This window comes from Bacillus sp. FCW2, assembly GCF_021228595.1.
GTDB classification, from domain to species: domain Bacteria; phylum Bacillota; class Bacilli; order Bacillales; family Bacillaceae; genus Bacillus; species Bacillus velezensis.
Genome location: NZ_CP089436.1, coordinates 776,262 through 802,107 on the forward strand (window position 1 = coordinate 776,262; position 25,846 = coordinate 802,107).

At 44.3% G+C, this 25,846-nt stretch carries 32 protein-coding genes, 2 pseudogenes and 1 other annotated feature; of the genes and pseudogenes, 21 read left to right on the top strand and 13 right to left on the bottom strand.

Annotated elements, in window-relative coordinates; translation table 11 throughout:
• The first annotated feature begins 138 nt into the window (after positions 1 to 138).
• From K3G25_RS03930 to motS, 7 genes are all read left to right on the top strand, one after another.
• A complete protein-coding gene (locus tag K3G25_RS03930) occupies positions 139 to 561 on the top strand; it encodes a DUF948 domain-containing protein (RefSeq protein WP_232489596.1) in 423 nt (140 codons plus the stop codon).
• A 32-nt stretch (positions 562 to 593) separates the two neighbouring features.
• Positions 594 to 1,007, top strand: a complete 414-nt coding sequence (locus K3G25_RS03935) for a YtxH domain-containing protein (RefSeq protein WP_003152380.1) — start codon at positions 594 to 596, stop codon at positions 1,005 to 1,007.
• A gap of 25 nt (positions 1,008 to 1,032) precedes the next feature.
• A complete protein-coding gene (gene ytxJ, locus K3G25_RS03940; protein ID WP_014418654.1) occupies positions 1,033 to 1,359 on the top strand; it encodes a bacillithiol system redox-active protein YtxJ in 327 nt (108 codons plus the stop codon).
• 235 nt (positions 1,360 to 1,594) lie between these two features.
• Positions 1,595 to 2,671, top strand: a complete 1,077-nt coding sequence (locus K3G25_RS03945; protein ID WP_003152383.1) for a bifunctional 3-deoxy-7-phosphoheptulonate synthase/chorismate mutase — start codon at positions 1,595 to 1,597, stop codon at positions 2,669 to 2,671.
• A gap of 279 nt (positions 2,672 to 2,950) precedes the next feature.
• On the top strand, positions 2,951 to 3,955 hold the full coding sequence (gene ccpA, locus K3G25_RS03950; protein ID WP_003152385.1) for a catabolite control protein A: 1,005 nt from the start codon (positions 2,951 to 2,953) through the stop codon (positions 3,953 to 3,955).
• Between the two features lie 68 nt (positions 3,956 to 4,023).
• Positions 4,024 to 4,839 carry a flagellar motor protein MotP gene (gene motP, locus K3G25_RS03955; RefSeq protein WP_007408775.1) on the top strand — a complete coding sequence of 272 codons (816 nt, stop codon included), beginning with the start codon at positions 4,024 to 4,026 and terminating at the stop codon, positions 4,837 to 4,839.
• Complete coding sequence (motS, locus tag K3G25_RS03960; protein ID WP_232489597.1) at positions 4,829 to 5,518, top strand: flagellar motor protein MotS; 690 nt, start codon at positions 4,829 to 4,831, stop codon at positions 5,516 to 5,518. The genes motP and motS overlap by 11 nt, the downstream gene beginning before the upstream one ends.
• Before the next feature lie 9 nt (positions 5,519 to 5,527).
• Here motS and K3G25_RS03965 read toward each other — a convergent pair whose 3' ends face one another.
• The 3 genes from K3G25_RS03965 to K3G25_RS03975 are packed head-to-tail and all read right to left on the bottom strand — an operon-like array spanning position 5,528 to position 7,992.
• Positions 5,528 to 6,694, bottom strand: coding sequence for an acetoin utilization protein AcuC (locus K3G25_RS03965; protein WP_232489736.1), 1,167 nt, complete (start codon positions 6,692 to 6,694; stop codon positions 5,528 to 5,530).
• Positions 6,691 to 7,335, bottom strand: coding sequence for an acetoin utilization AcuB family protein (locus K3G25_RS03970; protein WP_014418652.1), 645 nt, complete (start codon positions 7,333 to 7,335; stop codon positions 6,691 to 6,693). Before K3G25_RS03970 ends, K3G25_RS03965 begins: the two co-directional genes overlap by 4 nt.
• 24 nt (positions 7,336 to 7,359) lie before the next feature.
• Positions 7,360 to 7,992, bottom strand: a complete 633-nt coding sequence (locus K3G25_RS03975; RefSeq protein WP_014418651.1) for a GNAT family N-acetyltransferase — start codon at positions 7,990 to 7,992, stop codon at positions 7,360 to 7,362.
• Between the two features lie 158 nt (positions 7,993 to 8,150).
• Between K3G25_RS03975 and acsA the strand changes: the two genes are divergently transcribed.
• The 3 genes from acsA (at position 8,151) to sr7p (ending at position 11,716) form a co-directional block, all read left to right on the top strand.
• Positions 8,151 to 9,869, top strand: coding sequence for an acetate--CoA ligase (acsA, locus tag K3G25_RS03980; protein ID WP_014418650.1), 1,719 nt, complete (start codon positions 8,151 to 8,153; stop codon positions 9,867 to 9,869).
• 53 nt (positions 9,870 to 9,922) lie between these two features.
• Positions 9,923 to 10,155 (top strand) — a binding site (T-box leader).
• A gap of 50 nt (positions 10,156 to 10,205) precedes the next feature.
• Positions 10,206 to 11,471, top strand: coding sequence for a tyrosine--tRNA ligase (gene tyrS, locus K3G25_RS03985; RefSeq protein ID WP_007613147.1), 1,266 nt, complete (start codon positions 10,206 to 10,208; stop codon positions 11,469 to 11,471).
• Positions 11,472 to 11,590: 119 nt separating this feature from the next.
• The gene (gene sr7p, locus K3G25_RS20700; RefSeq protein WP_007408768.1) at positions 11,591 to 11,716 is read left to right on the top strand and encodes a small protein SR7P; all 126 of its coding nucleotides are present in this window, start codon (positions 11,591 to 11,593) and stop codon (positions 11,714 to 11,716) included.
• 40 nt (positions 11,717 to 11,756) lie between these two features.
• Here the strand turns inward: sr7p and K3G25_RS03990 are convergent, their stop codons facing one another.
• The 3 genes from K3G25_RS03990 to K3G25_RS04000 all read right to left on the bottom strand — a co-directional run bounded on the left by K3G25_RS03990 (position 11,757) and on the right by K3G25_RS04000 (position 13,687).
• Complete coding sequence (locus K3G25_RS03990) at positions 11,757 to 12,080, bottom strand: AzlD domain-containing protein (RefSeq protein WP_007408767.1); 324 nt, start codon at positions 12,078 to 12,080, stop codon at positions 11,757 to 11,759.
• Positions 12,077 to 12,808: an AzlC family ABC transporter permease gene (locus K3G25_RS03995; protein WP_021494461.1), complete on the bottom strand. Its 732-nt coding sequence runs from the start codon at positions 12,806 to 12,808 to the stop codon at positions 12,077 to 12,079. The genes K3G25_RS03990 and K3G25_RS03995 overlap by 4 nt, the downstream gene beginning before the upstream one ends.
• A 72-nt stretch (positions 12,809 to 12,880) precedes the next feature.
• Entirely contained in the window at positions 12,881 to 13,687 is an 807-nt protein-coding gene (locus K3G25_RS04000) for a TrmB family transcriptional regulator (protein WP_007408765.1), read from the bottom strand.
• 222 nt (positions 13,688 to 13,909) lie between these two features.
• Between K3G25_RS04000 and K3G25_RS04005 the strand changes: the two genes are divergently transcribed.
• The 4 genes and pseudogenes from K3G25_RS04005 to K3G25_RS04015 all read left to right on the top strand — a co-directional run bounded on the left by K3G25_RS04005 (position 13,910) and on the right by K3G25_RS04015 (position 16,176).
• Positions 13,910 to 14,779, top strand: coding sequence for a cation diffusion facilitator family transporter (locus K3G25_RS04005; RefSeq protein WP_014418648.1), 870 nt, complete (start codon positions 13,910 to 13,912; stop codon positions 14,777 to 14,779).
• A 160-nt stretch (positions 14,780 to 14,939) separates the two neighbouring features.
• Positions 14,940 to 14,990, top strand: a pseudogene (locus K3G25_RS20840) (hypothetical protein); the annotation flags it as partial.
• Between the two features lie 47 nt (positions 14,991 to 15,037).
• A complete protein-coding gene (locus K3G25_RS04010; protein ID WP_151276345.1) occupies positions 15,038 to 15,244 on the top strand; it encodes a hypothetical protein in 207 nt (68 codons plus the stop codon).
• A gap of 179 nt (positions 15,245 to 15,423) precedes the next feature.
• Positions 15,424 to 16,176, top strand: a complete 753-nt coding sequence (locus tag K3G25_RS04015) for an SGNH/GDSL hydrolase family protein (RefSeq protein ID WP_022552821.1) — start codon at positions 15,424 to 15,426, stop codon at positions 16,174 to 16,176.
• Positions 16,177 to 16,191: 15 nt separating this feature from the next.
• Here K3G25_RS04015 and K3G25_RS20705 read toward each other — a convergent pair whose 3' ends face one another.
• The 4 genes from K3G25_RS20705 to K3G25_RS20845 form a co-directional block, all read right to left on the bottom strand.
• Entirely contained in the window at positions 16,192 to 16,320 is a 129-nt protein-coding gene (locus tag K3G25_RS20705; protein WP_007408761.1) for a hypothetical protein, read from the bottom strand.
• A 141-nt stretch (positions 16,321 to 16,461) separates the two neighbouring features.
• Complete coding sequence (locus K3G25_RS04020; protein WP_031304262.1) at positions 16,462 to 16,971, bottom strand: cysteine protease YraA; 510 nt, start codon at positions 16,969 to 16,971, stop codon at positions 16,462 to 16,464.
• Between the two features lie 169 nt (positions 16,972 to 17,140).
• The gene (locus K3G25_RS04025; RefSeq protein ID WP_021494455.1) at positions 17,141 to 17,368 is read right to left on the bottom strand and encodes a hypothetical protein; all 228 of its coding nucleotides are present in this window, start codon (positions 17,366 to 17,368) and stop codon (positions 17,141 to 17,143) included.
• Between the two features lie 5 nt (positions 17,369 to 17,373).
• Entirely contained in the window at positions 17,374 to 17,445 is a 72-nt protein-coding gene (locus K3G25_RS20845) for an SWIM zinc finger family protein (protein WP_223204447.1), read from the bottom strand.
• Positions 17,446 to 17,604: 159 nt separating this feature from the next.
• Here K3G25_RS20845 and hmpA point away from each other — a divergent pair, with 159 nt between their 5' ends.
• From hmpA to K3G25_RS20850, 6 genes and pseudogenes are all read left to right on the top strand, one after another.
• Positions 17,605 to 18,795, top strand: coding sequence for an NO-inducible flavohemoprotein (gene hmpA, locus K3G25_RS04030; RefSeq protein WP_032873653.1), 1,191 nt, complete (start codon positions 17,605 to 17,607; stop codon positions 18,793 to 18,795).
• A gap of 371 nt (positions 18,796 to 19,166) precedes the next feature.
• Positions 19,167 to 19,553, top strand: coding sequence for a hypothetical protein (locus K3G25_RS04035; protein WP_050569573.1), 387 nt, complete (start codon positions 19,167 to 19,169; stop codon positions 19,551 to 19,553).
• Positions 19,554 to 19,894: 341 nt separating this feature from the next.
• Positions 19,895 to 20,527: a hypothetical protein gene (locus K3G25_RS04040; RefSeq protein ID WP_029973321.1), complete on the top strand. Its 633-nt coding sequence runs from the start codon at positions 19,895 to 19,897 to the stop codon at positions 20,525 to 20,527.
• A gap of 378 nt (positions 20,528 to 20,905) precedes the next feature.
• Positions 20,906 to 21,151, top strand: a complete 246-nt coding sequence (locus K3G25_RS04045; protein ID WP_029973322.1) for a hypothetical protein — start codon at positions 20,906 to 20,908, stop codon at positions 21,149 to 21,151.
• A gap of 45 nt (positions 21,152 to 21,196) precedes the next feature.
• Complete coding sequence (locus tag K3G25_RS04050; RefSeq protein ID WP_029973323.1) at positions 21,197 to 21,634, top strand: hypothetical protein; 438 nt, start codon at positions 21,197 to 21,199, stop codon at positions 21,632 to 21,634.
• Positions 21,635 to 21,671: 37 nt separating this feature from the next.
• Positions 21,672 to 22,013: pseudogene (locus K3G25_RS20850) on the top strand (HNH endonuclease).
• Between the two features lie 350 nt (positions 22,014 to 22,363).
• Here the strand turns inward: K3G25_RS20850 and K3G25_RS04055 are convergent.
• On the bottom strand, positions 22,364 to 23,047 hold the full coding sequence (locus K3G25_RS04055; RefSeq protein ID WP_029973324.1) for a hypothetical protein: 684 nt from the start codon (positions 23,045 to 23,047) through the stop codon (positions 22,364 to 22,366).
• Between the two features lie 263 nt (positions 23,048 to 23,310).
• On the opposite strand from K3G25_RS04055, the gene K3G25_RS04060 reads away from it, so the two are divergent.
• Positions 23,311 to 23,475: a response regulator aspartate phosphatase gene (locus K3G25_RS04060; RefSeq protein WP_232489598.1), complete on the top strand. Its 165-nt coding sequence runs from the start codon at positions 23,311 to 23,313 to the stop codon at positions 23,473 to 23,475.
• Positions 23,476 to 23,499: 24 nt separating this feature from the next.
• Here K3G25_RS04060 and K3G25_RS04065 read toward each other — a convergent pair whose 3' ends face one another.
• Positions 23,500 to 24,870 (bottom strand): aldehyde dehydrogenase, encoded by a 1,371-nt coding sequence (locus tag K3G25_RS04065; protein WP_029973326.1) that lies wholly within the window; start codon positions 24,868 to 24,870, stop codon positions 23,500 to 23,502.
• 255 nt (positions 24,871 to 25,125) lie between these two features.
• Positions 25,126 to 25,728 (bottom strand): 30S ribosomal protein S4, encoded by a 603-nt coding sequence (gene rpsD, locus K3G25_RS04070; protein WP_003152406.1) that lies wholly within the window; start codon positions 25,726 to 25,728, stop codon positions 25,126 to 25,128.
• Between the last annotated feature and the right edge of the window lie 118 nt (positions 25,729 to 25,846).

Here is a 25,846-nt window from a genome sequence, read left to right on the forward strand (position 1 = left end):
TCTCACTGCTTTTTTGTGCGTGCTGCAAAGGGATTTACCGAGAAACGGAGAAATAGTATACATACAGATCTTTCATATATGTTTATCATTTTAAGAATTGGGTATATACCACTATATCCTGCATTAAGGAGGTATTAGATGATCATCATTCTTTACTTAAGCGTCGCACTCATTGCCGTTGCATTTCTCATCCTCGTCATCTATCTGTCCAAAACATTAAAGTCCGTGCAGATGACCTTAACAAACGTTGCCTCGACTTTAGACGGCCTTGAAGGGCAGATGAAAGGCATTACCGCAGAGACAACCGAGCTGTTACATAAGACAAACCGTCTCGCGGAAGACATTCAGGAAAAATCAGAGAAATTAAATACGGTTGTCCATGCTGTCCAGGAAGTGGGAATTTCCGTCCAGCAGTTTAATACATCCATAAAGCAGGCAGCAGGTTCCGTTACGGCCTCTGTAAGAGAGAATCAGGATAAGATCAGTCAGGTTGTCACCTGGAGCCAGGCCGCTATGGAAATATGGGACAAGTGGAAGCAAAAGAAAAAAACATCGCTTTAATCATAAGAAAAATCCACTAAGGAGGAATCATAATGAGCAAAGATGGAATCAATAGTAAGGATTTTTTAATCGGAACGCTGATCGGGGGAATTATCGGCGCGACAACGGCGTTGTTTCTGGCGCCTAAATCAGGTAAGGAGCTGCGAGACGATCTCGGCAGTCAGGCTTCTGCGTTAAAGGATAAGACGGACAGAATGACGGCCGACGCGAAAGAAAAAGGCTCTCAATATGTCAGCATCGCCAAGGACAAAACATCTAATATCACCCAGCTGGTAGCTGATCAGTCAGGCCAGATTATGAATAAAGTGAAGGATTTAAAAGACCGTTCTAAGAGCACACTAACCGAGAAAGCCGAAGAGACGAGAAGCGAAATGCAGGACACGGCCCAAAGCATCAAGGCCGAAGCGGAAGACGCCGGGGAAAAAGCCGGTCAGGCAAATCGCTGATCTTCAATAAGGAGAGATAACCGACATGACAAAACAGCTGATATCGTCTGAAGAAGAGTTCAAAAATGCCGCTGAGAAAGAAAACACGCTCGTGTTTTTGAAACACAGCACAACCTGCCCGATCAGCCAAGCCGCGTTTCAGGAGTTTGACGCCTTTGCATCGGAGCATTCGGAAGTGCCTTCTTATTACCTGCAGGTGCAGGACAGCCGGCCGCTTTCAAACTATATCGCCGAGACATACGGCGTGAAACATGAAAGCCCGCAAGTATTCGTCATTACAAACGGCGAAGTGAAATGGCACGCGTCTCATTCACAAATCACAAAAAACGCAATAGAGCAGCACCTTTCATAATTGCTGGCCGCCGGTTGATACCGGCGGTTTTTTTTTGAAAAAAACTATTGATCATTTCAGCCGGATCATGTAGGATATCAATATACGTTACTTCAACGCATAAAAGCTTAAAAGCGTTTTGGTGATAAAGTAAAATGTGAAAAAATTTATTATTTCATATTCCTATTTTCGCATAACTGTAGTAAGATGCATGTTAACCATTAAAATAAAACATAGCATAGAAGGGATGAAAAAGATGAGCAACAAGGAATTAGAGAGCCTAAGACAGCAGGCAGACGCACTAAACTTAGAAATCCTTAAATTAATCAATGAACGCGGAGCCGTTGTAAAAGAAATCGGTAAAGCAAAGGAAGCACAGGGTGTCAACCGATTTGACCCTGTCAGAGAGCGTACAATGCTTAACCGCATTATTGAAAGCAATGACGGCCCATTTGAAAACTCAACGATCCAGCATATTTTCAAAGAAATTTTCAAAGCCGGACTTGAACTTCAAGAAGAGGATCACAGCAAAGCGTTGCTCGTCTCCCGGAAGAAAAAAGCAGAAGATACGATCGTTGATATTAAAGGCGAAAAAATCGGTGACGGCGATCAGAGATTCATCGTCGGACCTTGTGCCGTAGAAAGCTATGAGCAGGTTGCCGAAGTAGCGGCCGCAGCGAAAAAACAAGGCATTAAAATCCTGCGCGGAGGCGCGTTTAAACCCCGCACAAGTCCGTATGATTTCCAAGGTCTCGGCGTTGAAGGCCTGCAAATTCTTAAACGCGTCGCTGATGAATATGACCTCGCGGTGATCAGTGAAATCGTAACGCCCGCCCACATTGAGCAAGCGATTGATTACATTGACGTCATTCAGATCGGCGCGCGGAACATGCAAAACTTTGAATTGCTGAAAGCGGCCGGCTCCGTTAAAAAGCCGGTATTGTTAAAACGCGGTCTTGCCGCAACAATTTCAGAGTTCATCAATGCAGCTGAATACATCATGTCACAAGGAAACGACCAAATCATTCTTTGTGAGCGCGGAATCAGAACGTACGAAACGGCAACGAGAAACACACTCGACATTTCTGCCGTGCCGATTTTGAAACAGGAAACTCACTTGCCGGTGTTTGTTGACGTCACACACTCAACAGGACGCCGCGATCTCCTGCTTCCGACAGCAAAAGCGGCGCTTGCGATCGGCGCTGACGGCGTGATGGCCGAAGTTCACCCTGATCCTTCCGTTGCCCTTTCAGACTCTGCGCAGCAGATGGATATACCTGAATTCGAGAAATGGCTGAACGAATTAAAGCCAATGCTGAAAGTAAAAGCATAATACAACGTTCCGCTCTTTAAAGGCCGCCTCGCGCGGCTTTTTTTTCGTATCTTCATTTTATTTAATTATAAAATGAAAGTGAACGTTTTCATCACTGGGAAAAACGTGTATAATTTCATGAGAGATATTTAAATTTGATGAATAATGAAAAATAATGTACACTACTGACTTACGCTTACAATCATAAACGACAGAATGCGAAATCGTACGACATTTCTTTACATAAAGTGTTTATGCTATAGATAAGGATAAGTGTATCCAGTAAAAGGAGTGGTTTCAGTGAGCAACATTACGATATACGATGTGGCCAGAGAAGCAAATGTCAGTATGGCAACTGTTTCCCGCGTCGTGAACGGCAACCCGAATGTAAAACCGACGACCAGAAAAAAAGTATTGGAAGCCATTGACCGGCTCGGCTACCGCCCGAACGCGGTGGCAAGAGGGCTTGCAAGCAAAAAAACGACAACGGTCGGCGTCATCATCCCTGATATCTCAAGCATTTTCTACTCGGAACTTGCGCGTGGAATTGAAGATATCGCGACGATGTACAAATATAATATTATTTTAAGCAACTCGGACCAAAATCTTGAGAAAGAACTGCATCTGTTAAATACGATGCTCGGCAAACAAGTGGACGGTATCGTATTTATGGGCGGCAACATTACGGACGAGCATGTCGAAGAATTTAAGCGCTCTCCTGTGCCGATCGTCTTGGCGGCATCAGTGGAAGAACAGGGCGAGACGCCTTCTGTCGCCATTGATTATGAACAGGCGATTTATGATGCCGTTAAGCTTTTTATTGATAAAGGGCATCGCGATATTGCATTCGTCTCCGGACCGATGCAAGAGCCGATCAACCGTTCGAAAAAACTGCAAGGGTACAAACGGGCGCTTGAAGAAGCGGCGATTCCGTTTAACGAGCAATTCGTAGCGGAAGGCGATTACACCTATGATTCCGGTATGGAGGCGCTTCAAAGCTTGATGGGCCTTGACCGGAAACCGACGGCGATTCTTTCTGCGACGGATGAAATGGCCCTCGGCATTATCCATGCGGCCCAAGATCAAGGTCTTTCGATACCTGATGATCTTGATATTATCGGTTTTGACAATACGAGATTGAGCCTGATGGTCCGCCCTCAGCTTTCAACAGTCGTGCAGCCTACGTACGATATCGGCGCCGTGGCGATGAGACTTTTGACAAAACTGATGAACAAAGAGCCGGTTGAAGAGCATATCGTCGAATTGCCTCACCGCATCGAATTAAGACAATCAACCAAGTCATAAAAAAACGGAAAAGCAAGCTTCACTCTGAGGGGTGGAATCTTGCTTTTTTACTTGAGTAAGGAGAAGATATGAAACGTTTTGATTATCTGACGCCCGTTGGCTTTATGTTAGGCTGTATTATTGTCGCAATCGGTATTCTGTCAGGGACGGGACTGGCGGGAATCAGTTCATTTTTAGATCTGACTTCTTTTTTAATCGTCACAGGCGGCCTTGCTGCGGCGATCTTTATCAGTTTTCCGCCGAGGGATTTAAAGAAAACCCCTTCTGTTCTGAAACAGGTATTCTCCCGTCAGGATGACAATGTGAAAGAGCTTGTCAGAGTATTTGTCAGCCTTTCGGAGCAGGCGCGCAGGCAGGGGCTGCTGTCTCTGGATGACCAGGCGCGTGAGATCAAGGATCCGTTTTTAAAAAAAGGGCTTTTGCTTGCGATTGACGGCTGGGACGAGGAAACGATCCGGCTGGTGATGGATTCTGAGATCGCCGCGATGGAAGAAAGACATAGAAAAGGAAGACGCGTTTTTGAAAAAGCCGGTGATTTCGCACCCGCCTGGGGAATGATCGGGACGCTCGTCGGACTCGTTCTCATGCTTAAAAACTTAAATGACCCGCATACCCTCGGACCGAACATGGCCGTTGCGCTATTGACGACGCTGTACGGAGCGCTGCTTGCCAACTTGGTATTTATCCCAATCGCGGCAAAGCTTGAAGAAAAAACGGAAAGTGAAATTTTCATCAAACAGGTCATGATCGAAGGGGTTGTCGGCATCCAATCGGGCAAAAATCCCCGCAACCTCGAAAGTCAGCTTGTCGTCTTCAGCTCAAGAGAAGACTGGCGTAAAGGACAGCCTGCGAACAAGAAAAAGGGCGCTGTCCATGAAGCTTAGAAAAGAGCGTTTTGAAAGAAGAAACAAACCGGAACATTCCGGCGGTTCACCGAGATGGATGGTGACGTTCGCTGACTTGATCACGCTCATTCTCGTGTTCTTTATATTGCTTTTTTCGATGTCGCAAATAGACGCGGAAAAATTTCAATCTGCCGTTTCATCGATTCATACAAACGGCAGCGGGGGTGAACCGGCGTCATCAGACAAAGCAAACGAAAATAAACAACAGGATTTGCTGTTACAAAATGTGAAGACATACATAAAAGCGCATCATTTGAGTTCGAAATTGACGGCGAAGCGCGATGAGCGCGGAGTGGTCCTTGTGCTGCAGGAGGCCGTTCTGTTTCAGACGGGAAAAGCGGATGTGCTGAAAAACGCCGAGCCGGTTCTGCATCAGATCGCGGTACTTTTAAAAACAATTCCGAATGACATACAGGTAGAAGGCCATACGGACAGCCGCCGGATTTCCACCTATCAATTTCCGTCGAACTGGGAGCTGTCGTCTGCAAGAGCGGCGAGTGTGATCCGGTATTTTACCGCGAATGAAGACTTTTCCGCCAAACGGTTTATCTCTGCCGGGTATGCGGATACGAAACCTGTGAAGGACAACAAAAGTCCCGGACATATGAAAGAAAACCGCCGTGTAGAAATTGTGATCAAAAAAACGACCTCGTCATAAGGTCGTTTTTTATTTTGTTTTATACCGCTGCTCAGACCGGATGGCAAAAAGTGCTTTTTCCACGGTTTGGGCATTTTTTTCTGAAATTTCTTCTTTGCGGGGAATCGGAGGATATAATTGTTCAGGGTCACTCCAAAAAGCGGGCAACGTGCAGGGGGAGTGCTTCTGCCATTTATCAATCCATTTCTGCGGTATGCGCTCCCCGGGATCAATCCCTTTCATCTCAAGCCAAATGCGGCTCCATGCTCTCGGGACGACCCTCCAAATATCGTATCCGCCGCCGCCGACCGCAATCCATTTGCCGCTGCAATATTGATGGGCTAATGAATGAGCGAGCCGCGGGATCTCCTGATAAATGGAAATTGTATTGGACAGGTGTGTCAACGGGTCGTAATAATGGGCGTCCGCACCGTTTTGGGTAAGTATCACATCCGGCTTAAAAAAAGCCGCGATTTCTGAGGCGGCCGTTTTGTAAGCGTGAAGAAAGGAATCGTCCTCTGTGAAAGCATCCAGCGGAATGTTAAAAGAATAGCCGTAGCCTTGCCCGCTTCCTTTTTCCAGTACCTGTCCCGTCCCGGGAAATAAATAACGCCCGGTCTCGTGAAAAGATACAGTGCAGACATCAGACCTGTCGTAAAACGTAAATTGAACGCCGTCGCCGTGATGAGCGTCTGTATCAATGTATAGCACTTTTGCCCCGTAGTTCTTCTGGATGTATTGGATAGCCACGGCGCTGTCATTATAGATACAAAAGCCTGAGGCCCTGCCGCGGAAGCCGTGGTGAAGGCCGCCTCCTAAATTGCAGGCGTGCCTAGCTTGTCCCGTCATGACATAATCAGCCGCCGTTAAGGTGCCGCCCACCAGAAGTGACGCGGCTTCATGCATGCCGGCAAAAACGGGGGTGTCTTCCGTTCCGAGACCGTAGCTTTCTCCTTCTGCGGCAGGGAGCCGGCCCGCACCCGCTAGTTCCACCGCCTGTATATAATCCTCCGTATGAACGAGAGCCAGCTCATCTTTAGCGGCCGTGCGCGGTGTGACGATATCTCCTTCGTCAAACGCATCCGCCGCCTGAAGCAGATCGTATGTTAAAAGCACGCGGCGCTGATTGAACGGATGTTCCTGATGAAATTGATACGTCTGATAAGAAGGCGAGTAAACAAAAACGCTGTCTCTCATGGCTGATCCCTCAAATGTTTCGGCCATAAGACATTGTATCCGGCTTCTTGAACGGCACGGATAAAAGGGAGCGGATTCATCGTCTTCACCCGGAAGACGAGAATGTTCGACCCGGCGGAATCATGGGGATAGACGAGCACACTCAGGATTTGCAGCTGAAGATCACGGCACATGCAGCTGAGATCAGCAAGGCTTTTTGTCATATCCGTCACCAGGATTTCCACCTGTGATCCCGGCTGGGCCGCGCCTGTCAGGCTGACGAAAGTCCGGAGCACGTCGGTTTTCGTTAAAATGCCCGTCAGCTTATGGTTTACCGTAATCGGCAGACAGCCGATGCCGTGCTCATAAAAGGAAGCGGATATTTCTTCTACAAAGTCAAGCGGATGGGCGCAGATGACATTCCGCTTCATAATGGTCTCCACTTTGTTTGTCAGAAACGCGCCGCGTTCCTTTTGTTCAAAGCTGCCGGGGCCGGCCTGTTTAATGTCTCTATCTGTGACAATACCGGTGACGTGCAGCTCGTCGTCGATGACAGGGAGATGGCGGATATGATATGCCTTCATTTTACGGACGGCTGTTTCAATGGAGTCGTGTTTTGAGACGGTGATGACGTCCCGTTTCATGATTTGTTCTGCAATCATCTTTTTATCCCCTTTGTATGTCAGTCAATACATAAATCGCTGATAAAAACGAAGCCTGTCGAACTGTTCAATTGACTCCTGACTGACGTGCCTGCCGATGCGGGCCATCAGACAATTGGCCGGGTGAGAGCTGATTTCCGGTTCATCCGTTGCGAACCAGACAAGACCCCCGGCATTCATCATCTTTTCCATGATCTTTCTGTATTCCCACACATCTTTTTTCATTCCTTTTAAATCCCAATGCCAGTAATATTCCGTCGTCATGATGATGTACCGTTCCATCTGTTCATCCATCATGCTGACTGTCAGCAGCGTTTTTCCGACAGAACAGCCCCTGTAGCCGGGAGCGACCTCGATCGCCCCGAGTTCAAGGAGGTCTTCCATATTTCCGTCAGACCACCGTTCAAGCGGATCAGGATATAAATACGTCACATAGCCGATAATCGTCTGTCCGTCCCTGGCGATAATGATCCGACCTTCAGGAAGCCCGGCGATCTCGATTAACGCTTTGTGCTGTTCATGAGGAAGGCGAAAGGCTGTCAGGCCTTCATGAAACTCATACTGTGCTAGGTCATCTGGAGGAACGGGCCCTTCTACTAAAAGAGGGCCGGCTGCTGTCTGAATTAATGAAGAATGGTACGTTTTATGATGTTTCACTGATTCACCGCCTGTCGGTTCTTAATAAAAACACATCTCTCTTAAGCATAACAAAATATAAAGCGTTTTCAATAGTGTTGTAATTTATATTTTAAAAATTGAGAAAACTGTGAACATCTACTATAATTAGTCTATAGATAAGCAAAGGGGGATGTTGCATGAATTTGAAAGCGTTGCCGGCGGAAAAGGGGAATTATCATCTGCGAAATTATGAGGAAACGTACCGCAGCTTCGATTGGAAAGAGGTCGAAGCGGAGTTTTCCTGGCATCAGACGGGGAAGCTGAATGCGGCGTATGAAGCAATTGACCGTCATGCCGAATCATTTCGAAAAAACAAAGTAGCGCTGTATTACAAGGACGCAAACCGGGATGAAAAATACACATTTAAAGAAATGATGGAGGAATCGAACCGGGCGGGAAATGTACTGAGACGGTATGGAAACGTGGAAAAAGGGGACCGCGTTTTTATTTTCATGCCGCGTTCGCCGGAGCTTTACTTTATCATGCTCGGCGCAATTAAAATCGGTGCGATCGCCGGTCCTTTATTTGAAGCGTTTATGGAAGGCGCCGTCAAAGACCGCCTCTTGAACAGCCAGGCAAAGGTTGTCGTGACGACACCTGAACTGGCCGAACGGATTCCGGCGGACAGCCTGCCCGACCTCGAGCATATTTTCATTGTCGGCGGCAGCAAAGAAGCGGGAGATAAAATCATCCATTATGATAAAGCGGCTGAGGGAGAAAGCACGAGACTTGATATTGAATGGATGGACAGAAGAGACGGCTACCTGCTTCACTACACATCAGGATCTACCGGAACGCCTAAAGGTGTGCTCCACGTTCATGAAGCCATGATTCAGCAATACCAGACCGGCAAGTGGGTGCTTGATCTTAAAGAAGACGATATTTACTGGTGCACTGCGGACCCGGGCTGGGTGACCGGGACGGTGTACGGGATATTTGCGCCGTGGCTGAACGGAGCGGCGAATGTGATCGTCGGCGGCAGATTCAGTCCGGAAAACTGGTACGGCACGATTGAGAAGCTCGGTGTCAGCGTCTGGTACAGCGCTCCGACGGCTTTCAGAATGCTTATGGGCGCCGGAGATGAAATGGCATCCAAATTTGACCTTACTTCACTTCGTCACGTCCTGAGTGTCGGAGAACCTTTGAACCCCGAGGTCATCAAGTGGGGACATAAAGTATTCGGCAAGCGCATCCACGACACATGGTGGATGACAGAAACGGGCGGTCAGCTCATCTGCAATTATCCTTGCATGGAGATCAAGCCGGGTTCAATGGGGAAACCGATTCCGGGAGTGGAAGCGGCGATCGTTGACAATCAGGGAAATGAGCTTCCGCCGTACCGAATGGGAAATCTCGCCATTAAAAAGGGCTGGCCGTCGATGATGGATTCCATTTGGAATAACAAAGAGAAATATGATTCTTATTTCATGCCGGGCGGCTGGTATGTTTCCGGAGATTCTGCTTATATGGATGAAGACGGTTATTTCTGGTTCCAAGGCAGAGTCGATGATGTCATCATGACATCCGGCGAGCGCGTCGGCCCGTTTGAAGTCGAAAGCAAACTTGTTGAACATCCCGCGATTGCCGAAGCCGGCGTCATCGGAAAGCCGGACCCTGTCCGGGGAGAAATTATTAAAGCGTTTATCGCGCTCAGAGAAGGGCATGAGCCATCCGATCAGCTGAAGGAGGACATTCGCCTCTTTGTAAAACAGGGGCTTGCCGCGCATGCCGCACCGCGGGAAATTGAATTCAAAGATAAACTTCCGAAAACACGGAGCGGAAAAATCATGAGACGTGTGCTGAAGGCATGGGAGCTGAACCTGCCGGCAGGCGATCTGTCCACAATGGAAGATTAAAGACGGCGTTGACATCGTATCTTATTTATGTTAAAAATGAGTAAGCTTCATACGAAAAGGTTTTGATTGAGACAAGTAGGATATCTGATTGTTCAAGAGAGCTGATGGCCGGTGAAAATCAGCACATAAGATATGCCGAATACACTCATGAACCGCTTTTGCGAACAAAGCCATTCCAAGGCTTTCAGTAGTGAAAGAACGGACACGGTCCGTTATCAAAAAGAGTGATAAAAGCTTTTTTATGCTTTTATTAGTAGGGTGGTACCGCGATTATATCGTCCCTTCGTTTTAAACGAAGGGGCGTTTTTTATTTTCATAAACAAAGGAGCAGACAAAATGACTAACTTATTAGAGGATTTATCATTCCGCGGCTTAATCCAGCAAATGACGGATGAAGAAGGACTGAATAAACAGCTGAACGAAGAAAAAATCCGTTTATACTCAGGGTTTGACCCGACGGCTGACAGCCTGCACATCGGACACCTTCTGCCGATATTGACACTGCGCCGTTTCCAGCTTGCAGGCCACCATCCGATTGCGCTTGTAGGCGGCGCGACGGGACTGATCGGCGATCCGAGCGGCAAAAAAGCGGAGCGTACGTTAAATACTCAGGATATCGTTGTCGAATGGTCGCAAAAAATTAAAAATCAGCTTTCCCGATTTTTAGATTTCGAGGCCGGAGAAAACCCCGCTGTCATAGCGAACAACTTTGATTGGATCGGAAAGCTGAGCATTATTGAATTTCTCCGTGACGTCGGAAAGAACTTCGGAATTAACTACATGCTTGCGAAAGATACCGTAAGCTCAAGAATTGAAACCGGGATTTCTTACACGGAATTCAGCTACATGATCCTGCAATCCTACGATTTTCTGAATCTGTACAGAGAAAAGAACTGCAAACTCCAAATCGGAGGCAGTGACCAGTGGGGCAACATCACGGCCGGTCTTGAACTGATCAGAAAATCAGAAGAAGAAGGGGCGAAAGCTTTCGGTCTTACCATTCCGCTCGTCACAAAAGCTGACGGCACGAAATTCGGCAAAACGGAAGGCGGCGCCATTTGGCTTGATAAAGAAAAAACATCGCCGTACGAATTCTACCAGTTCTGGATCAATACAGATGACCGCGACGTCGTCAAATACTTAAAATACTTTACTTTCTTATCAAAAGAGGAAATTGAAGCTTATGCTGAAAAAACGGAGACGGCTCCTGAGAAAAGAGAAGCGCAGAAACGTCTCGCTGAAGAGGTGACTGTTCTTGTACACGGCCGCGAAGCGCTTGAGCAGGCCGTTCATATCTCCCAGGCGCTGTTCAGCGGCAATATTAAAGAGCTTTCCGCTCAAGACGTCAAGGTAGGATTTAAAGATGTACCTTCGTTTGAAAAAGACCGCTCTGAAGAACTGTCTTTAGTAGACGTGCTTGTGGAATCTAAATTGTCGCCTTCAAAACGGCAGGCCCGCGAAGACATTCAAAACGGAGCTGTTTACATTAACGGCGAGCGCCAGACGGACATCGGGCATCTTCTGACTGCGGAAGACCGCATTGAAGATCAATTTACCGTACTGCGCCGCGGAAAGAAAAAATACTTCCTGATCACGTACTGAAAATAAAAAGCAGTCCGGCCGCTCAATGCGGCAGGCTGCTTTTTTATGTTTTGTGAATACTGCACGGGGAAATGAGTACAGTACATAGTATAAGCAAAACAGGGAAGGGGTGCTGCGCCGTGAATTTCATGTTTACCATCGCAAAAGAAAGATTGCAGCGGGATCATTGGGAACAGCAGCAAAGCATAAATGCCGAAGCCAAAGCCGAGGAATCAGAGACGGAAGAAGAAAATCCGACATCATAAAGGGAAAGCCTCCATTCTGCGGAATGGAGGCTTTTGATTGTCACCATATCAGCCTGACGGCGGCCATCAGCACGACTCCTGTGATGACCGTGATGGATAAGCTTTTTGTCCGCATCGCGCAAAGCAATGTCGGGATGAGAACGATCATTGCTTTCCAATCAAAGGTCAAAGCGCTGTTTGTTTTCACAATCATGCTTTCCGTTACCAGAGCCGTCAAAATACAAAGCGGAATAAAGGAGAGCCATTTTAAAGCCAACTCAGGCATCTGAATGTTCCGGACAAATATAAACGGAACAATGCGCGGCACAAGTGTAACAATCATGCAGCCGAGTATAATCCAGATCATTTGTGTGCTGATGCTCATTTGTCCGTCACCACCCCGATCGTTGCCACAATCACGGTTGAGGCGATAACCGCGATGTGTGACGGGACGAAATACGATAACAAGACCATAAAAATGATCATATAGAGAATTAAGGAGAGGCTGTGCTTCAGCTTTTCCGAAGCGGACGACTGCAATTGCAGCACAAGCAGCGCCGCAAACATAGCGGGCAAAGCAAAGTCCAGGCCGAGCGCGTAAGGATCAGATATCCATTGTCCGAGAAGCCCGCCCATCACGCAGGAAATAACCCAGCACACGTAAGCGGTTATATTGAGACCGTTCATCCACTTATCGTATAACCTGCCGTTCTGAGCCGCTTTGTTCACCGCTACCCCGAAAGATTCGTCAGTAAGCAAAGCCCCGAAGCCGATATTTTTCAGCAAAGAGTATTTCGTGAAATACGGCGCGATGGTCAGGCTCAGCAGAAGGTGCCGCAGATTGACGATAAACGTCGTTAAAATAATGGCGGAAATAGGACTCCCGGAAACAAGGAGCGAGCAAATAATAAATTGGGCGGCGCCGGCATAGACACACAAAGATAACAAACAAATTTCAAGAATGCTTAGATGAGAGGCAACGCCAACGATGCCGAAAGCAAAACCGATGCTCATATAGCCCAGCAGCGTAGGCACACAATCCCGCACCCCCTGTAAAAACGTATCGTTCATTTCCCGGGAAACGGCGGTTTTTTGCACTTCTGTGTTAATCATTTTTTATACTCCTTTCATAGAGATTATAATGATAACGACTAATGAAAAAATCAAAGAAAATACGGTTCACATTTATATGAACCGATTTCCGGTGACGACATGAAATAACGAATGGTTTTGTTTCATCAGGCCCTCAACTTTTTCAGCCCCTACTTCTTTCACAAGCTCCGCGAACATCAGATCGTGCCTCATATATTCCATAGCCACGAGAACGAGAGCGGGATCTTCTGATTTAATGGCCCAGGCATTCGTCTGCGGGGAAAAATTGGCGATTAAGACTTCTTTATTATCGCGGGCAGCTATCGTTAATCTCCCGCCCATCCGTTTCTCCGCCACTTCAGGAGACATATTATGATTTGTCGTATTTCCGAGCTTCACTTCCGGAGGGCCGAACACAATCGAAAAGACGGGCAATTGTTCGGCGGCGCGTTTGTTAGCGGCTTCTTGAATAAAGGGAATCTGCTGTTCCCAGACAGACAGCCACAACTCTTCCTCGGCTTTTTCAATCATATCCTTCATCTCATTGATGACATGATCATTCGTGCTGATGCGGCGGATGACATTCATCTCCTGCTCGCTTTCCAGTGCCAATAACTTTTCCTCAAGGTAGCCGAATGAGCTCTCGAAATCGTGCCGGAGCCGGTCGATTAATTCCTTTCCGGCCAGCGGGGCATATGTAACCGGATCAGACGGCACAATATGGACAGCGCCTTTATCAACTAATTTCCCCAATACTTCATAGATCATTGAGCGGGGGACGCCTGACCTTTTGCTGATTTCATATCCGGTAACAGGCGAGTGTTTCAACAAGCCGATATATGCTTTACATTCATATTGAGAAAATCCAAATTTCTGTAATTCTTTCAGAACATCCTCCATAAACATCCTCCGTAGTGGTTATTCATGAAACTACTATAATGTAAGCGATTATATCTTGTCAATGGGACTTGAGTGCTGAAAGAAAGGTGCGCCTGTTTTGTCGCTTTCCAACTTAGTTTATGGTGAGTTACATGTATGGCTTTTGTGAAAAACGTTGCCGTAGACCCACACGAATGCCGTTTGATACGATAAATTCAAGAAGTTAAAAAGAGGAGGATCACGGTGGAAAACACCTCTAAAATCGCTTTTTTATCGGTTATAAGCAATTCCCTGGTCGTCATGCTCAAAATAGTGGTGGGGATAATAACCGGATCTGTCGCGATACTTTCTGAAGCCATTCATTCTTTTTTAGATTTGATCGCCGCCTTCATTGCCTTTATCTCCGTCAGAATTTCAAAAAAGCCGGCTGATACAGGGCATCCGTACGGTCATGGAAAAGTCGAGAATCTGTCGGGGACTATCGAGACGATTCTGATTTTTGCGGCAGGGATTTGGATGATATATGAATGCGTTCAAAAACTGGTCAACCCGGCGCCGGTTCATCTGCCCGTATTGGGCATTGTTGTGATGCTTGCGGGGGCTCTCATTAATTTGATCGTTTCGAAGTTCGTAAAAAGAGAAGCCGAAAAGGTTAATTCCGTGGCAATGAAATCAAATGCCCTGCATTTACTGACTGACGTGTACACATCATTAGGCGTAGCGGCAAGCCTTTTGGTCGTTACCGTAACGGAGTGGTACATACTTGATCCCATTATAGGTATGGTGCTGGCGGTGTATATCATATATGAAGCGTTTAAGTTAATGAAAGAAGCATTCCCGCCGCTGATTGATACCCGTTTGTCGGAAGAGGAAGAAAAAACAATTTTAAAGATTATTGAAACATTTCAACAGGAATTTATTGAAATTCACGATTTTCGTACAAGACGCTCCGGCCCGCAGGAGTATATTGATTTTCACCTGGTCGTAGCCTCTCACGTGACGATTAAAGACGTGCACGACCTGTGTGACCGCATTGAAAGAGATATTACGAATGAATTCAAACAAGCACAGGTAATGATTCACCCCGAGCCGGAGAGCGAGAGGAAGAAATAAATCGATCTTATGTTTGCGTTTGTTCCCGGCAAAAGGCCCGTTCCCACGAGTCTTTTTGTTGTATAAATGACTATTTCTCGCTCATATGAGAGAGAAGCTTATACACGTGAGGGGTTCATTTCATACGTTATGTTGTAAAGAAAAAGGGAGGTGAACAGAATTGAACGCTATTTCTGTTAAAGAAATTGAACATGGAGTTGCCGTTGCGGAAAGAGAAGGTTTAGGGGAGTATTTATACCAAGAACCGGTTTCTAAAAAATGTTCGCGCCGTTCCCGCAGCAGAAAACGGACACATCGTTCTCGCAGCAGAAGACGGACGCATCACCGGACACACCGTTCCCGCAGCAGAAGACGGACGCATCACCGGACACACCGTTCCCGCAGCAGAAGACGGACGCATCGCCGGACACACCGTTCCCGCAGCAGACGGTCTCATCAAAAACGCACCCGCAAACGCTGTTTTAAATGCTGACTGCAGACTCTATTACAAGTAACGGGGATCTGCTATAATGGCAAGAGAACTGCATAAAAGATCCGGTATCATCATCTGCGGACACTGAACTGACAACATGGCGCTGTTTGTTCGTGTCCGTTTTTTATGTCAAAAAAGATGCCGGAGGATAAAAAGGAAGGGATGACGCCGAATGAAGCTGAATGAGGATTTTTATAACTCTGAAGGAAAGACAGTCTCTTTGCCAAACATAAGCAGCAAGCTTTTGCATATCACGGACAGCGGGCATATCAGCATTGACTTCATCAGCATAAGCAGGCTGCGGAAGGCTTCAAAAATCGCGATCTTAGGTGACAGCGTCGCCCGGGGGCTGCGTGCGGAATACGGCTTTGGTGACATTCTGAAAGACCGGACAAACGCTGATATAACCAATCTGTCTGTCAGCGGCGTTAACATGAGCAACAACGGAAGCGGTAACATTTATCAGCAGGCGCTTAAAACAAAGGGACATGATGTCATCATTGTCCAGGGAACAGATGATGATTGGTGCAACCACATTCCCATCGGTACAGATGAAAAGGATATCACCACATTTTACGGAGGCTTCTGCCAAGTGATTCAGCAGCTGCGAAGCGGAAATAAAGGCGCGAGCATCATTGTGGTGACCCCAACGAGACAAGCAAAAATATCAAAAGGAAAAATCGTCCGCCGTGATACTGATAAAAATAAACTGGGTCTGAAGCTGGCTGACTATGTGAAAGCCCAAAAAGAAGCCTGCACACTCCTCTCTGTACCGTATGCCGACCTGTTTGATACTGATCTTATCGACCCGTATAATCCCGCTTTCCGCAGCATGTGCATGTCAGAAGGTCTTCATCCGAACGAGAAAGGGCATCAAATCATATTTCAGGAAATCTGCCGGAATTATTATTACTATTATGGGTAACACAGCGCTAACAGGTTATTTTCGGCTTTGCTTTTCTAAAAGCTCAATTATTCTTTGAGATGCGTGTTTTTGCGCTCTCAAAAGCGAGACGATATTACCGGTAAAACCGATTAAAATGATAAGCAGCAAAATGATCATCCACATAGCGAACCTCCTGTCGAGTGTCGAAAAACCTACTCTTAATTTTACTTATTATGGATGGGGAAGAGAATAGGTCTAACTATTGGTGTTTCTTTATAAATCCATAAAAAAAGCACAGACTGAACGGGTCTGTGCTTTTTTCTCTTATTTCAGCAGGTTCAATGATTCACGATTAAAGGCTTTCAAATCGTCAGGTGTTCTGCTCGTTACGATGTTATGGCTCACGACGACTTCTTCATCTTTATAATGTGCGCCGGCATTGATTAAGTCTTTGCGGATGCTGCGGAATCCCGTGATATCTTTTCCTTTAAGAAGGTCGGTATCAATCAGCAGCTGCGGGCCGTGGCAGATTGCGAAAACAGGTTTCTGATCTTCCACGAATGCTTTAGTGAATTCACCCGGGCGGTCATCTCCGCGCAGAAGATCCGGTGAAAAGCCTCCGGGAATCAATAACGCATCGAATTCCTTGGCGTCTGCGTCTGAGATCGCTTGATCGATCTTTACTTTCTCACCGTGTTTGCCCGTCACTTCTTTCCCTGCTTCCAAATCTATTGTCACCACACTGTGGCCCGCTTCTTTAAATGCGTCCGCCGGGCTTGTATATTCAATATCCTCAAATTGATCTGTCATCAGAACTGCGATTTTTTTGCTCATACATCATGCCTCCTGTGAATTTGTATATGACAAGAATATCAGGCAGATTCCCGCCTCACAACGTATTTGCTTATGAAAAAAGACCCCTCTGAAAAAGAGGAGCCAAAAGGTACGGAGGTCTGCTGAAACTAACGTGTTTAACTTGAGATAAGGCAAGAAATCGAACCAATTACTTTTTGCGTCTTTTTTTATGCTTTTTACACCCGCATTTCCCCGGATCTCCCGGATCAATGACTTCGTGAATTGTTTCTTCCTTATAAACGTGGCGGGGAACATAACGGATATGCTCTCTGTTAATGTGTTTGATGGGATGGACGTAAACCACTTCTTTGTCAGTATACTTGTCAGTCACAATATACTTAGGGTCACAGTAATACACTTTCGATTTTTTACCCATTCATCTCACCTCCCGTACTTTATTAAATGCTGGCAAGGAGGGTTTTGCATCGGACAAGTACACCGTGGCAAGTCCACAATTTTTCATATGCAATTTCGTTTTTCTGGTTTTTCCTGAATCCGCCTCAAATTGGAACGATTAACCCTTTTTAAGCAGGGAAATCTATAAAAAAGAATTCAAAAACGATTCTTTTCTCAGGTCAATCGAGATGCATACATCTTTAGGGGGATTTCAGAATGCTCGATGAAAAAACGATTGAAATCATTAAAAGCACAGTGCCGGTCTTAGAAGAGCATGGTGAAGAAATCACAGGCCGATTTTATGACCTGCTGTTTCAGCATCACCCTGAGCTGCTGAATATCTTTAATCAGACAAATCAAAAGAAAAAAACACAGCGTACGGCCTTGTCGAATGCTGTGATCGCGGCCGCAGCCAATATTGACCGGCTGGAAAACATAGTCCCCGTCGTCAAACAAATCAGCCATAAGCACCGGAGTATCGGTGTTAAGCCCGAGCATTACCCAATCGTTGGAAAGTACTTGTTAATCGCGATAAAGGATGTGCTAAAAGACGGGGCCGCTCCTGAGGTCATTCAGGCATGGGAAAAAGCATACGGCGTCATTGCAGACGCTTTTATCGGAATTGAGAAGGACATGTATGAACAAGCGGAAACGCAAAAAGGCGGCTGGAAAGACTATAAGGCGTTTACAATTGATAAAAAGGTAAAAGAAAGCAAGGAGATAACGTCGTTTTATTTAAAACCGGAAGACGGACAAGTTCTCCCCGAATTCAAAGCAGGGCAGTATATCAGTGTAAAAGTATACATTCCGGACACGGGCTATACGCATATCCGCCAGTACAGCTTATCCGACGTGTCCGGTAAGGATTATTACCGGATTTCCGTTAAAAAAGAAGGGGTTGTTTCCTCATATCTGCATGACCAATTACACGAAAAGGATTCAATTGAGATCAGCGCTCCGGCCGGGGATTTCGTATTAGACCCTGATTCCAAAAAGAATCTCGTTCTCATCAGTGCCGGTGTCGGAATTACTCCGATGATCAGCATGTTAAAGACGGTTGCCAAAACCCAGCCGCAGCGAAACGTTCTCTTTATCCATGCGGCAAGGAGCGGAGAGTATCATGCGTTGCGGCATGAAGCTGAAGAAGCCGCGGAACACTCATCCGTTGACACCCTCTTTATTTACAGCGAGCCGTCCGAACAAGACCGTTCAGAAAACATTCGTTTTCGGGAAGGCCGGATTGACAAACAGCTGTTAGAAGAAGTGATGACAGATAAAGATGCTGATTTTTACCTGTGCGGATCACCGTCGTTCATTAAAGAAATGAAAAAGCTGATTTCTGAATTCAATACACCGCCGGAATCCATTCACTATGAATTATTTGAACCCCAGCTGAGTATGGTGTGACGGAAGAAGGAAGGATTTTAATGTATGAAGCACCTGGATTGGGTGCTTTTTTATTCTAGAGAACAGGATTTTTACCAGAAGTAGGGGAAATAGGGATAGAGAACGAACAGGGAATTAGAGCGGTTGGCCGCGAAGGGATCAACAAGCCCATTTCCAAGTCGATGGCCTATAAGATATTCTGAGGGCTGCTGCTGAATATGGCGGTTTGGATGATATAGCCACATACACACGTTGAGAAAAATATTGGCATATGGGTTGAAAACAGTAGGGGAAAGGGCTAACGGCGCTTCAGGCAGTTGCACAGTATAACATATGGGTAATTCGTGGACAATGTGGATATGTTATACTGATGAAAAAAAGGGGAGCTTTTATTGAGTGGCGAAGTAAAGATATTAGTTCAGAGATTAGAGGACTTGAATCAGGGGTTAAGAGATGAATTCAACGGTTATAAGCACTTGAAAAAGACAATTGTAGAAAATGATTATGTTGAAATGTTTAGTGAAATCTCTCCAATGTTGAAGTTTGCGAAGAACATATTCGACTTTGCTCAAGAAATAAAATTCAATATGTTTTTGAAAGGTTTTAACGAAAATGATATACCTTTAGATCAGCAGATTCAAAAGCTCAGAAAATATATAGATAATCCAATAAGAGCGGAATTTATTGCTAATACAATTAATAAAATTTTATCTGCAAACTCTAGTGAAGCATGTTTAATCATAGAGACAATTTCAAATTCAGTTGTAAACGAAAATTAAGGATATAGAACATGAAAAGTTAGTTGTTATAAACGCTTTAGCCTCTTTTTTTAATCATGACATTCAGAACTATAGAAAAATTTTAGACTATATTAATCTTAAGGCAGAAAAAACAAATAGATGGCAGACAAATGGCAGAATAACGGCAGAAAGATGGCACACCATTTTGTTTTAGATAAGGTATTATGGTAATAGGTAATAAATCAAGGGAGCGGCACTGCTAGTGAGCGGGGGTGCTTTTTTATGTTCTCTATAAACTGCTTCCGTAAAACGTTCGACAAATTTCGTAAATGATTCCATTGTTCCTTTCTTTTAGCGATAATAAGGTGGGAGGGATATTAGTGAATGAAATTTTCAATATGGAATTTTTCGGCAAGGTAATCTTAAGTACAATAACTATTTTGGTATTTAATTCAGCATTACAACTACTTAAACATTGGCTTGAAAAGAAAATGGGCTTTCATACTTTCTCTATGAATAAGAAATATGAAATGTACCCAGAATTATATAAAAAATCTTTACAAGCACATGGTGCTCTACTTGCGTGTCGCGATTATTTTATAAGTTGCCCGTCTTTTGAACGTTCTAATGAAGAGGATGTTCGTAATTATACAAGTGAAATTCTAAAATTGACAAAGAAAGAAGAGTCAGATGTATTAGATGCATTTAAAAGATCAAGCGAAGAAGCGTCCAAGTTAGTGTATAAATTCATTGAGCGTAATAACTTATATGAGGCAAGAAATAAATGGATAGAACTAAATAATTGGGTCAATGAAATTGCAATATTCTCATCTGATGAAATTAATGTGATTGCAAATAAAGCTATAAAGAAAATGCTAAATTTACTGGTTACTTATGAAATACCAGATCCAAAAGAGAATCAAGATAAAACTGCTTCACTTAAAGAAGAAATTGATATTACTCTAGAAAGTTTAAATAAACAGATTAAAAAAGAGATTAAAATTAAAAGCTAAACACCCTTTTTTGGGTGTTTTTTATATTCTCTGTAAACTGTGTCCGGTAAATCTCAGGATGGACAATCGGCGGTTAACGGCTTGAGTGCGGGGGCAGTTTAGAAAGAATATACCAAGCGCTTTCCAATCGGGAGGGCGCTCTTTATATTTAAGGTTATGGAAAGACTATGTACAAAGTTTTTGGCTGTTAGGTTAGTGCTGTGATAAAGGCTAAACTGTAATTTATAGAAAAGATTCTCTTGTATGTTTGAAGCAGCTAAGGGAACGATTTATAATAGTGAGACAAAATGAATGCTTGTACATAAATAATTCGACAAATTCCACGAACAGTTCCTTTAAATACTTTTTCGCCGATAATAAGGAAGAGGAGGTGAGGGAATGGCATATGAGAATATTGATTTAGAGATTAATCAAATCTATACAGCAGAACAGATTAGAATTTTTATGGCAAATAATAAAAATTCAATATTTCTTAGTGATACACAAACATTTGATTACGATTCAGATATGAATTTTAAAATCTTAAGCAAGAGTATTAAGTATGTTCACAAAACCAATGAAATTAATAGGAATCATATTGTTCCTACGATTAAGTCTAAAATTTTTGTAATCGAAAGAATTTAGTATTCTGTCAGAATTATAGATAAAATTGATAGAGGTGATGCTGAAGTGAAATATCAAGAATTAATGTCTTTGTTACTTAAGAACGCACATTGTGAAGATTGGGTTAAAAGTATTGATCGGGATCACAGATACACCTTTACACTTAGAGAAGATATTTCTGTAACAATTAAAGAAAAGCCTGATAGAGAAGATAATGATATTTCAAATGAGTTTACTGATAAATTTATAAATTCAAAGGCTAGTTATCACTATTACTCGCTTAATTATAATGGTTCTACCGTAAAGAATGTATGCCTATATATGGTTGATGGTGCTCGAGCCTATATACCGAGTCCTCGAGGATTAGCAGATACACATATTGAAGATGATGATTTGATAGTAGGAGTGATAATCGACAGAATATTGTTTGACACTAGACATGAGGATACTTTTTCTTTTATAGATAAATCAGGGCTAACGTATCAATCGGGTATTAAATTTTAAAAAGCGCACCTTTAAGGGCGCTTTTTTATATGGAGGTATATTATGCAAGCCAACAAGGGAGGGTTACTGCGAACAGCACAAACGAACCAAACCGGCCTATGACCAATACCGGGAATCAGCTGGCAAACGGGGGTATAACAGCAAGTGGAGGCCGTCGCGCGCTGGTTACCTATCCAAGCATCCGTTATGTGCTGTCTGCTTAATGCAAGGAAGAAGAACCCCGGAGACAGTTATCAATCATATCGTTCCGCATAAAGGCGGCATGAACCTCAAGTAAATGGGCCCTTATGCGCCTCGTGTCATAGCGACGGAGGATGGAGGATTTGGGAACAGAACATCAAATGAAAGAATGTACAAAATCCCCAAGACTAAAAATTAAATTCTTTTGCGTACACTTAACTTCATCTGTTTCGATGTTATTGTCTTCACTGTTATATACCCGAGCATAAAAGAAAAATGGGTAAAAACAAATTTGTGAAGCTTGTGTGTTTTAAAAAAGATAGGAGGATGTAACCCCCTATCTTCTCATTCTTCCTATTCTGATTAACTCCCCAATAATTGATCCAGCGATGAAAATAATCAATGGGACTGGAGTGAATTTATTACCCAAAACGCCCATGTAAACAAAATAACATGCACATAAAACAAGGAACAGTAGGATATATCTTTTTAATATCCTGTTAACATTAGACGTTGTTTTTTCTTGTTGCATATTTTTTCACCTCGTTTTTATGGTCGGCAAGTTGATGGGATTGGCCTGCTTCCAAAAAATTTGGGACTGTCTGCCGTTTTAAGGACTTTCTTTCTTTTAGAGTCTTCGTAGAATTTTGTTCTATTAGCATAAGGGTATGCGCTGCATTTAAAGGCATAACGATATTGGAATACTGTATAGTAAGCAGTTGTTTGGGTACCTGCTAAAAACCCTACAATAGCGAATACTACGTTGTAAGGTGTTTTTGTTATTGTTGAAATAGCTGTGGCTGCCACACCGACAGAAACGCCTTTCAAATTGTATTTATAATTGTATTTCCCCATGTATTTTCCACCGGGCGGTATCTTCATAGTTGACATATTAGGAGAAGAAAATACCCCATCTTCCTCCATAGTAAGGTTAAAATCGACCTCACCGTTTTTATAAAGTGTGTTTGTTTCGTTGTTGTATTCAAATTTTGTAACTGTCCCATTTTCCTCAATAACTTTAGCTTTATTCACAGCAGGGTCAGTAAAGTCGTAAGAATAGACATACTTTTCCCCATTAATCTCAAAAACATTCTCACCTACAGTATCATTTGACATTGATGCAGGGGTGTTCAACATTTCATTGCTTTCTGCTTTGGCTTTAAAATTAGGCATAACCCCTACAACCAATGCAGTGACCAAAAACAAAAGTAAAGCTGACTTGAATTTCTTCAAACAATCACACTCCCTATTGTATATTCGTTACAATCCAAATTATACCGGACTTGTTATTATTTAAGAATGGGGACAGCGGAGTGTAGATTCGACAATGGAGATAAATAGTCCGCTATAATACCGTTCTGAAAAAGTGGGTCAATAGCCTTTTTTTGGAATTTCGCGATGTCGAAAAAACTCCTATTAATTACATTTTATGTAAAGGTATGCTAGAATATTTTTTGATAAAATTTAGAATATTTGTAGAAATAGGTGTTTATCATATGAGTAAACTGGCTTCTAAAAAAGTTGCAAATATATTAAATGATTGGTATATCGCGATAAAACAACAAGACGCTGAGTCTGCTGAGAAATATTTTGAAGAGATCAAACCGCTTTTAGATGAAATGGGAGACGAACCGATTAATTGGTGTATAGAGGATTTATAAAAAGCGCAGATACTCTGCGCTTTTTTATTTAAGTATTTTCCTAATCATTCGCAGCCCGTTTTTGGAAGAAGGATAACGGAAAGCGAAGTCGAAGCGGTTCGTTTGTTTGACGACGCTTTTTTTGTGCGTAAACGTGTTAAAGCTGTCAAATCCGTGATAGCTGCCGATGCCGCTTTCCCCGACGCCGCCGAATGGCAAATACGGTGTCGCGACGTGCATTAACGTATCATTGACACAGCCGCCGCCAAACGACAGATTCTCTAAAACAGTTCGCTCGATTCCTTTGTTTGTTGTGAAGAGATACAGGGCGAGCGGCTTTGGGCGCGATTGGACTTTCTCGATGACTTCATCGATATCGCCGTATGTAAACAGCGGAAGAATCGGCCCGAAAATCTCTTCCTGCATCACTGGAGAGTCATCCCTCACTTGTTCGAGAATGGTCGGCGCAATTTTATGATGAGCAGGATCAGATTGTCCGCCTGTGAGCGGGACGCCATCATTTAGAAAGCTGAGCAGCCGCTGATAGTGGCGTTCACTGACGATTTTGCCGTACTGCGGATTTTGTTCAGGCTGAGGGCCGTAAAATTCACTGATCGCACGCTTCATTTCTTCTGTGAGCTTCGTTTTGATATCTTGGTGGACAAATAAATAATCCGGTGCGATGCAGGTTTGCCCTGCATTTGTAAATTTCCCGAAGACAATGCGTTTGGCGGCAAGCTGTATATCAGCATCCTTATGGACAATGCAGGGACTTTTGCCGCCGAGCTCCAAGGTAACGGGAATTAATTGTTTGGCGGCGGCCTCCATGACGATTTTTCCCACGGCAACGCTTCCAGTGAAGAAAATATAGTCAAAGGGCTGCTGTAATAACACAGTGCTGACGTCGGGCCCGCCCTCCGCCATAGCGACATAGTCACTCGGAAAAACGCTGCTGATGAGTTTGGAAAGAACAGCGGAAACCGCCGGCGTATATTCTGACGGTTTAAGAACGACTGTGTTTCCGGCCGCAATGGCTCCAATCAAGGGTGAAAGCGCCAGCTGCAAGGGATAATTCCAAGGCGCAATCACCAAAACGGTTCCATACGGCTCAGGGATAATGATGCTTTTCGAGCCTAGGTGAGTCAGAGGCGTTTTGACTCGTTTCGGTTTGATCCATTTTCCCAGCCGCTTCATCACAAAACTGATTTCCTCCAGTACAATTCCGATTTCTGTCGTGTACGACTCCTGTTCGGATTTGTAGAGATCCTGGTAGAGAGCGGCTATGAGATCGGCTTCATGAGTTTTGACGGCTTGTTTCAGCTTCTGCAAAATGTTCAGTCTCGATTCTAGCTGTCTCGTATGCCCCGCCGCAAAATAGGCTTTGTGCTTGCTGACGATAGAGGGGATGCTGTTCATTCCGTCGCTCCTTTTTTGTAAGGTATGATGATTCATTATGTAAAAAATCGCTTCTGCTTGTCAAATGGGATTTTCTAATGTACATGTAGCTGAAAAGCCAGTAGGCACATAAAAAAAGCCCCGGACAGGGGCTTTTTTTAATAAAGAGAGGGAGCATCTGTCCATTATTCTGACAGCCCAAAAGAAAAACCCCGGAAACATTGTCATTACAACATGTCCGGGGTTTAATCCAATGCTCTTTAAAGAGCGTTTTACTTAACGGGAGTAGAACTCAACGATAAGCGCTTCGTTAATTTCCGGAGCAAGCTCAGAGCGCTCTGGAAGACGAGTGAATGTACCTTCAAGCTTTTCAGCGTCGAAAGTAAGGTACTCAGGAACGAAGTTGTTTACTTCTACAGATTCTTTGATGATAGAAAGGTTTCTTGATTTTTCGCGAACACCGATTGTTTGACCAGGTTTTACTTGGTAAGACGGAATGTCAACGCGGCTTCCGTCAACAAGGATGTGACCGTGGTTAACTAATTGGCGTGCTTGACGGCGAGTGCGCGCAAGACCGAGCTTGTACACAACGTTATCAAGACGTGCATCTAAAAGAATCATGAAGTTTTCGCCGTGTTTACCAGTCATTTTTGCAGCTTTGTCAAACAATGTGCGGAATTGACGTTCGTTTACACCGTACATGTGACGAAGTTTTTGCTTTTCTTGCAATTGCAAACCATATTCTGATAGTTTTTTACGCTGTCCCGGACCGTGGGGACCTGGTGCGTAAGGGCGTTTTTCTAATTCTTTACCTGTACCGCTAAGAGAGATTCCTAAACGGCGAGACAGTTTCCAAGATGGACCTGTATAGCGAGCCATAATGTGACTCCTCCTTTGGTTTTATTTTGTGGAAAATAAAAACCGTCTGTTCGATCCGACCGTGCACATTTTGTTTTCATGTATCCTCGCTCCAGCAGCAGAGAGTTACACGATACAC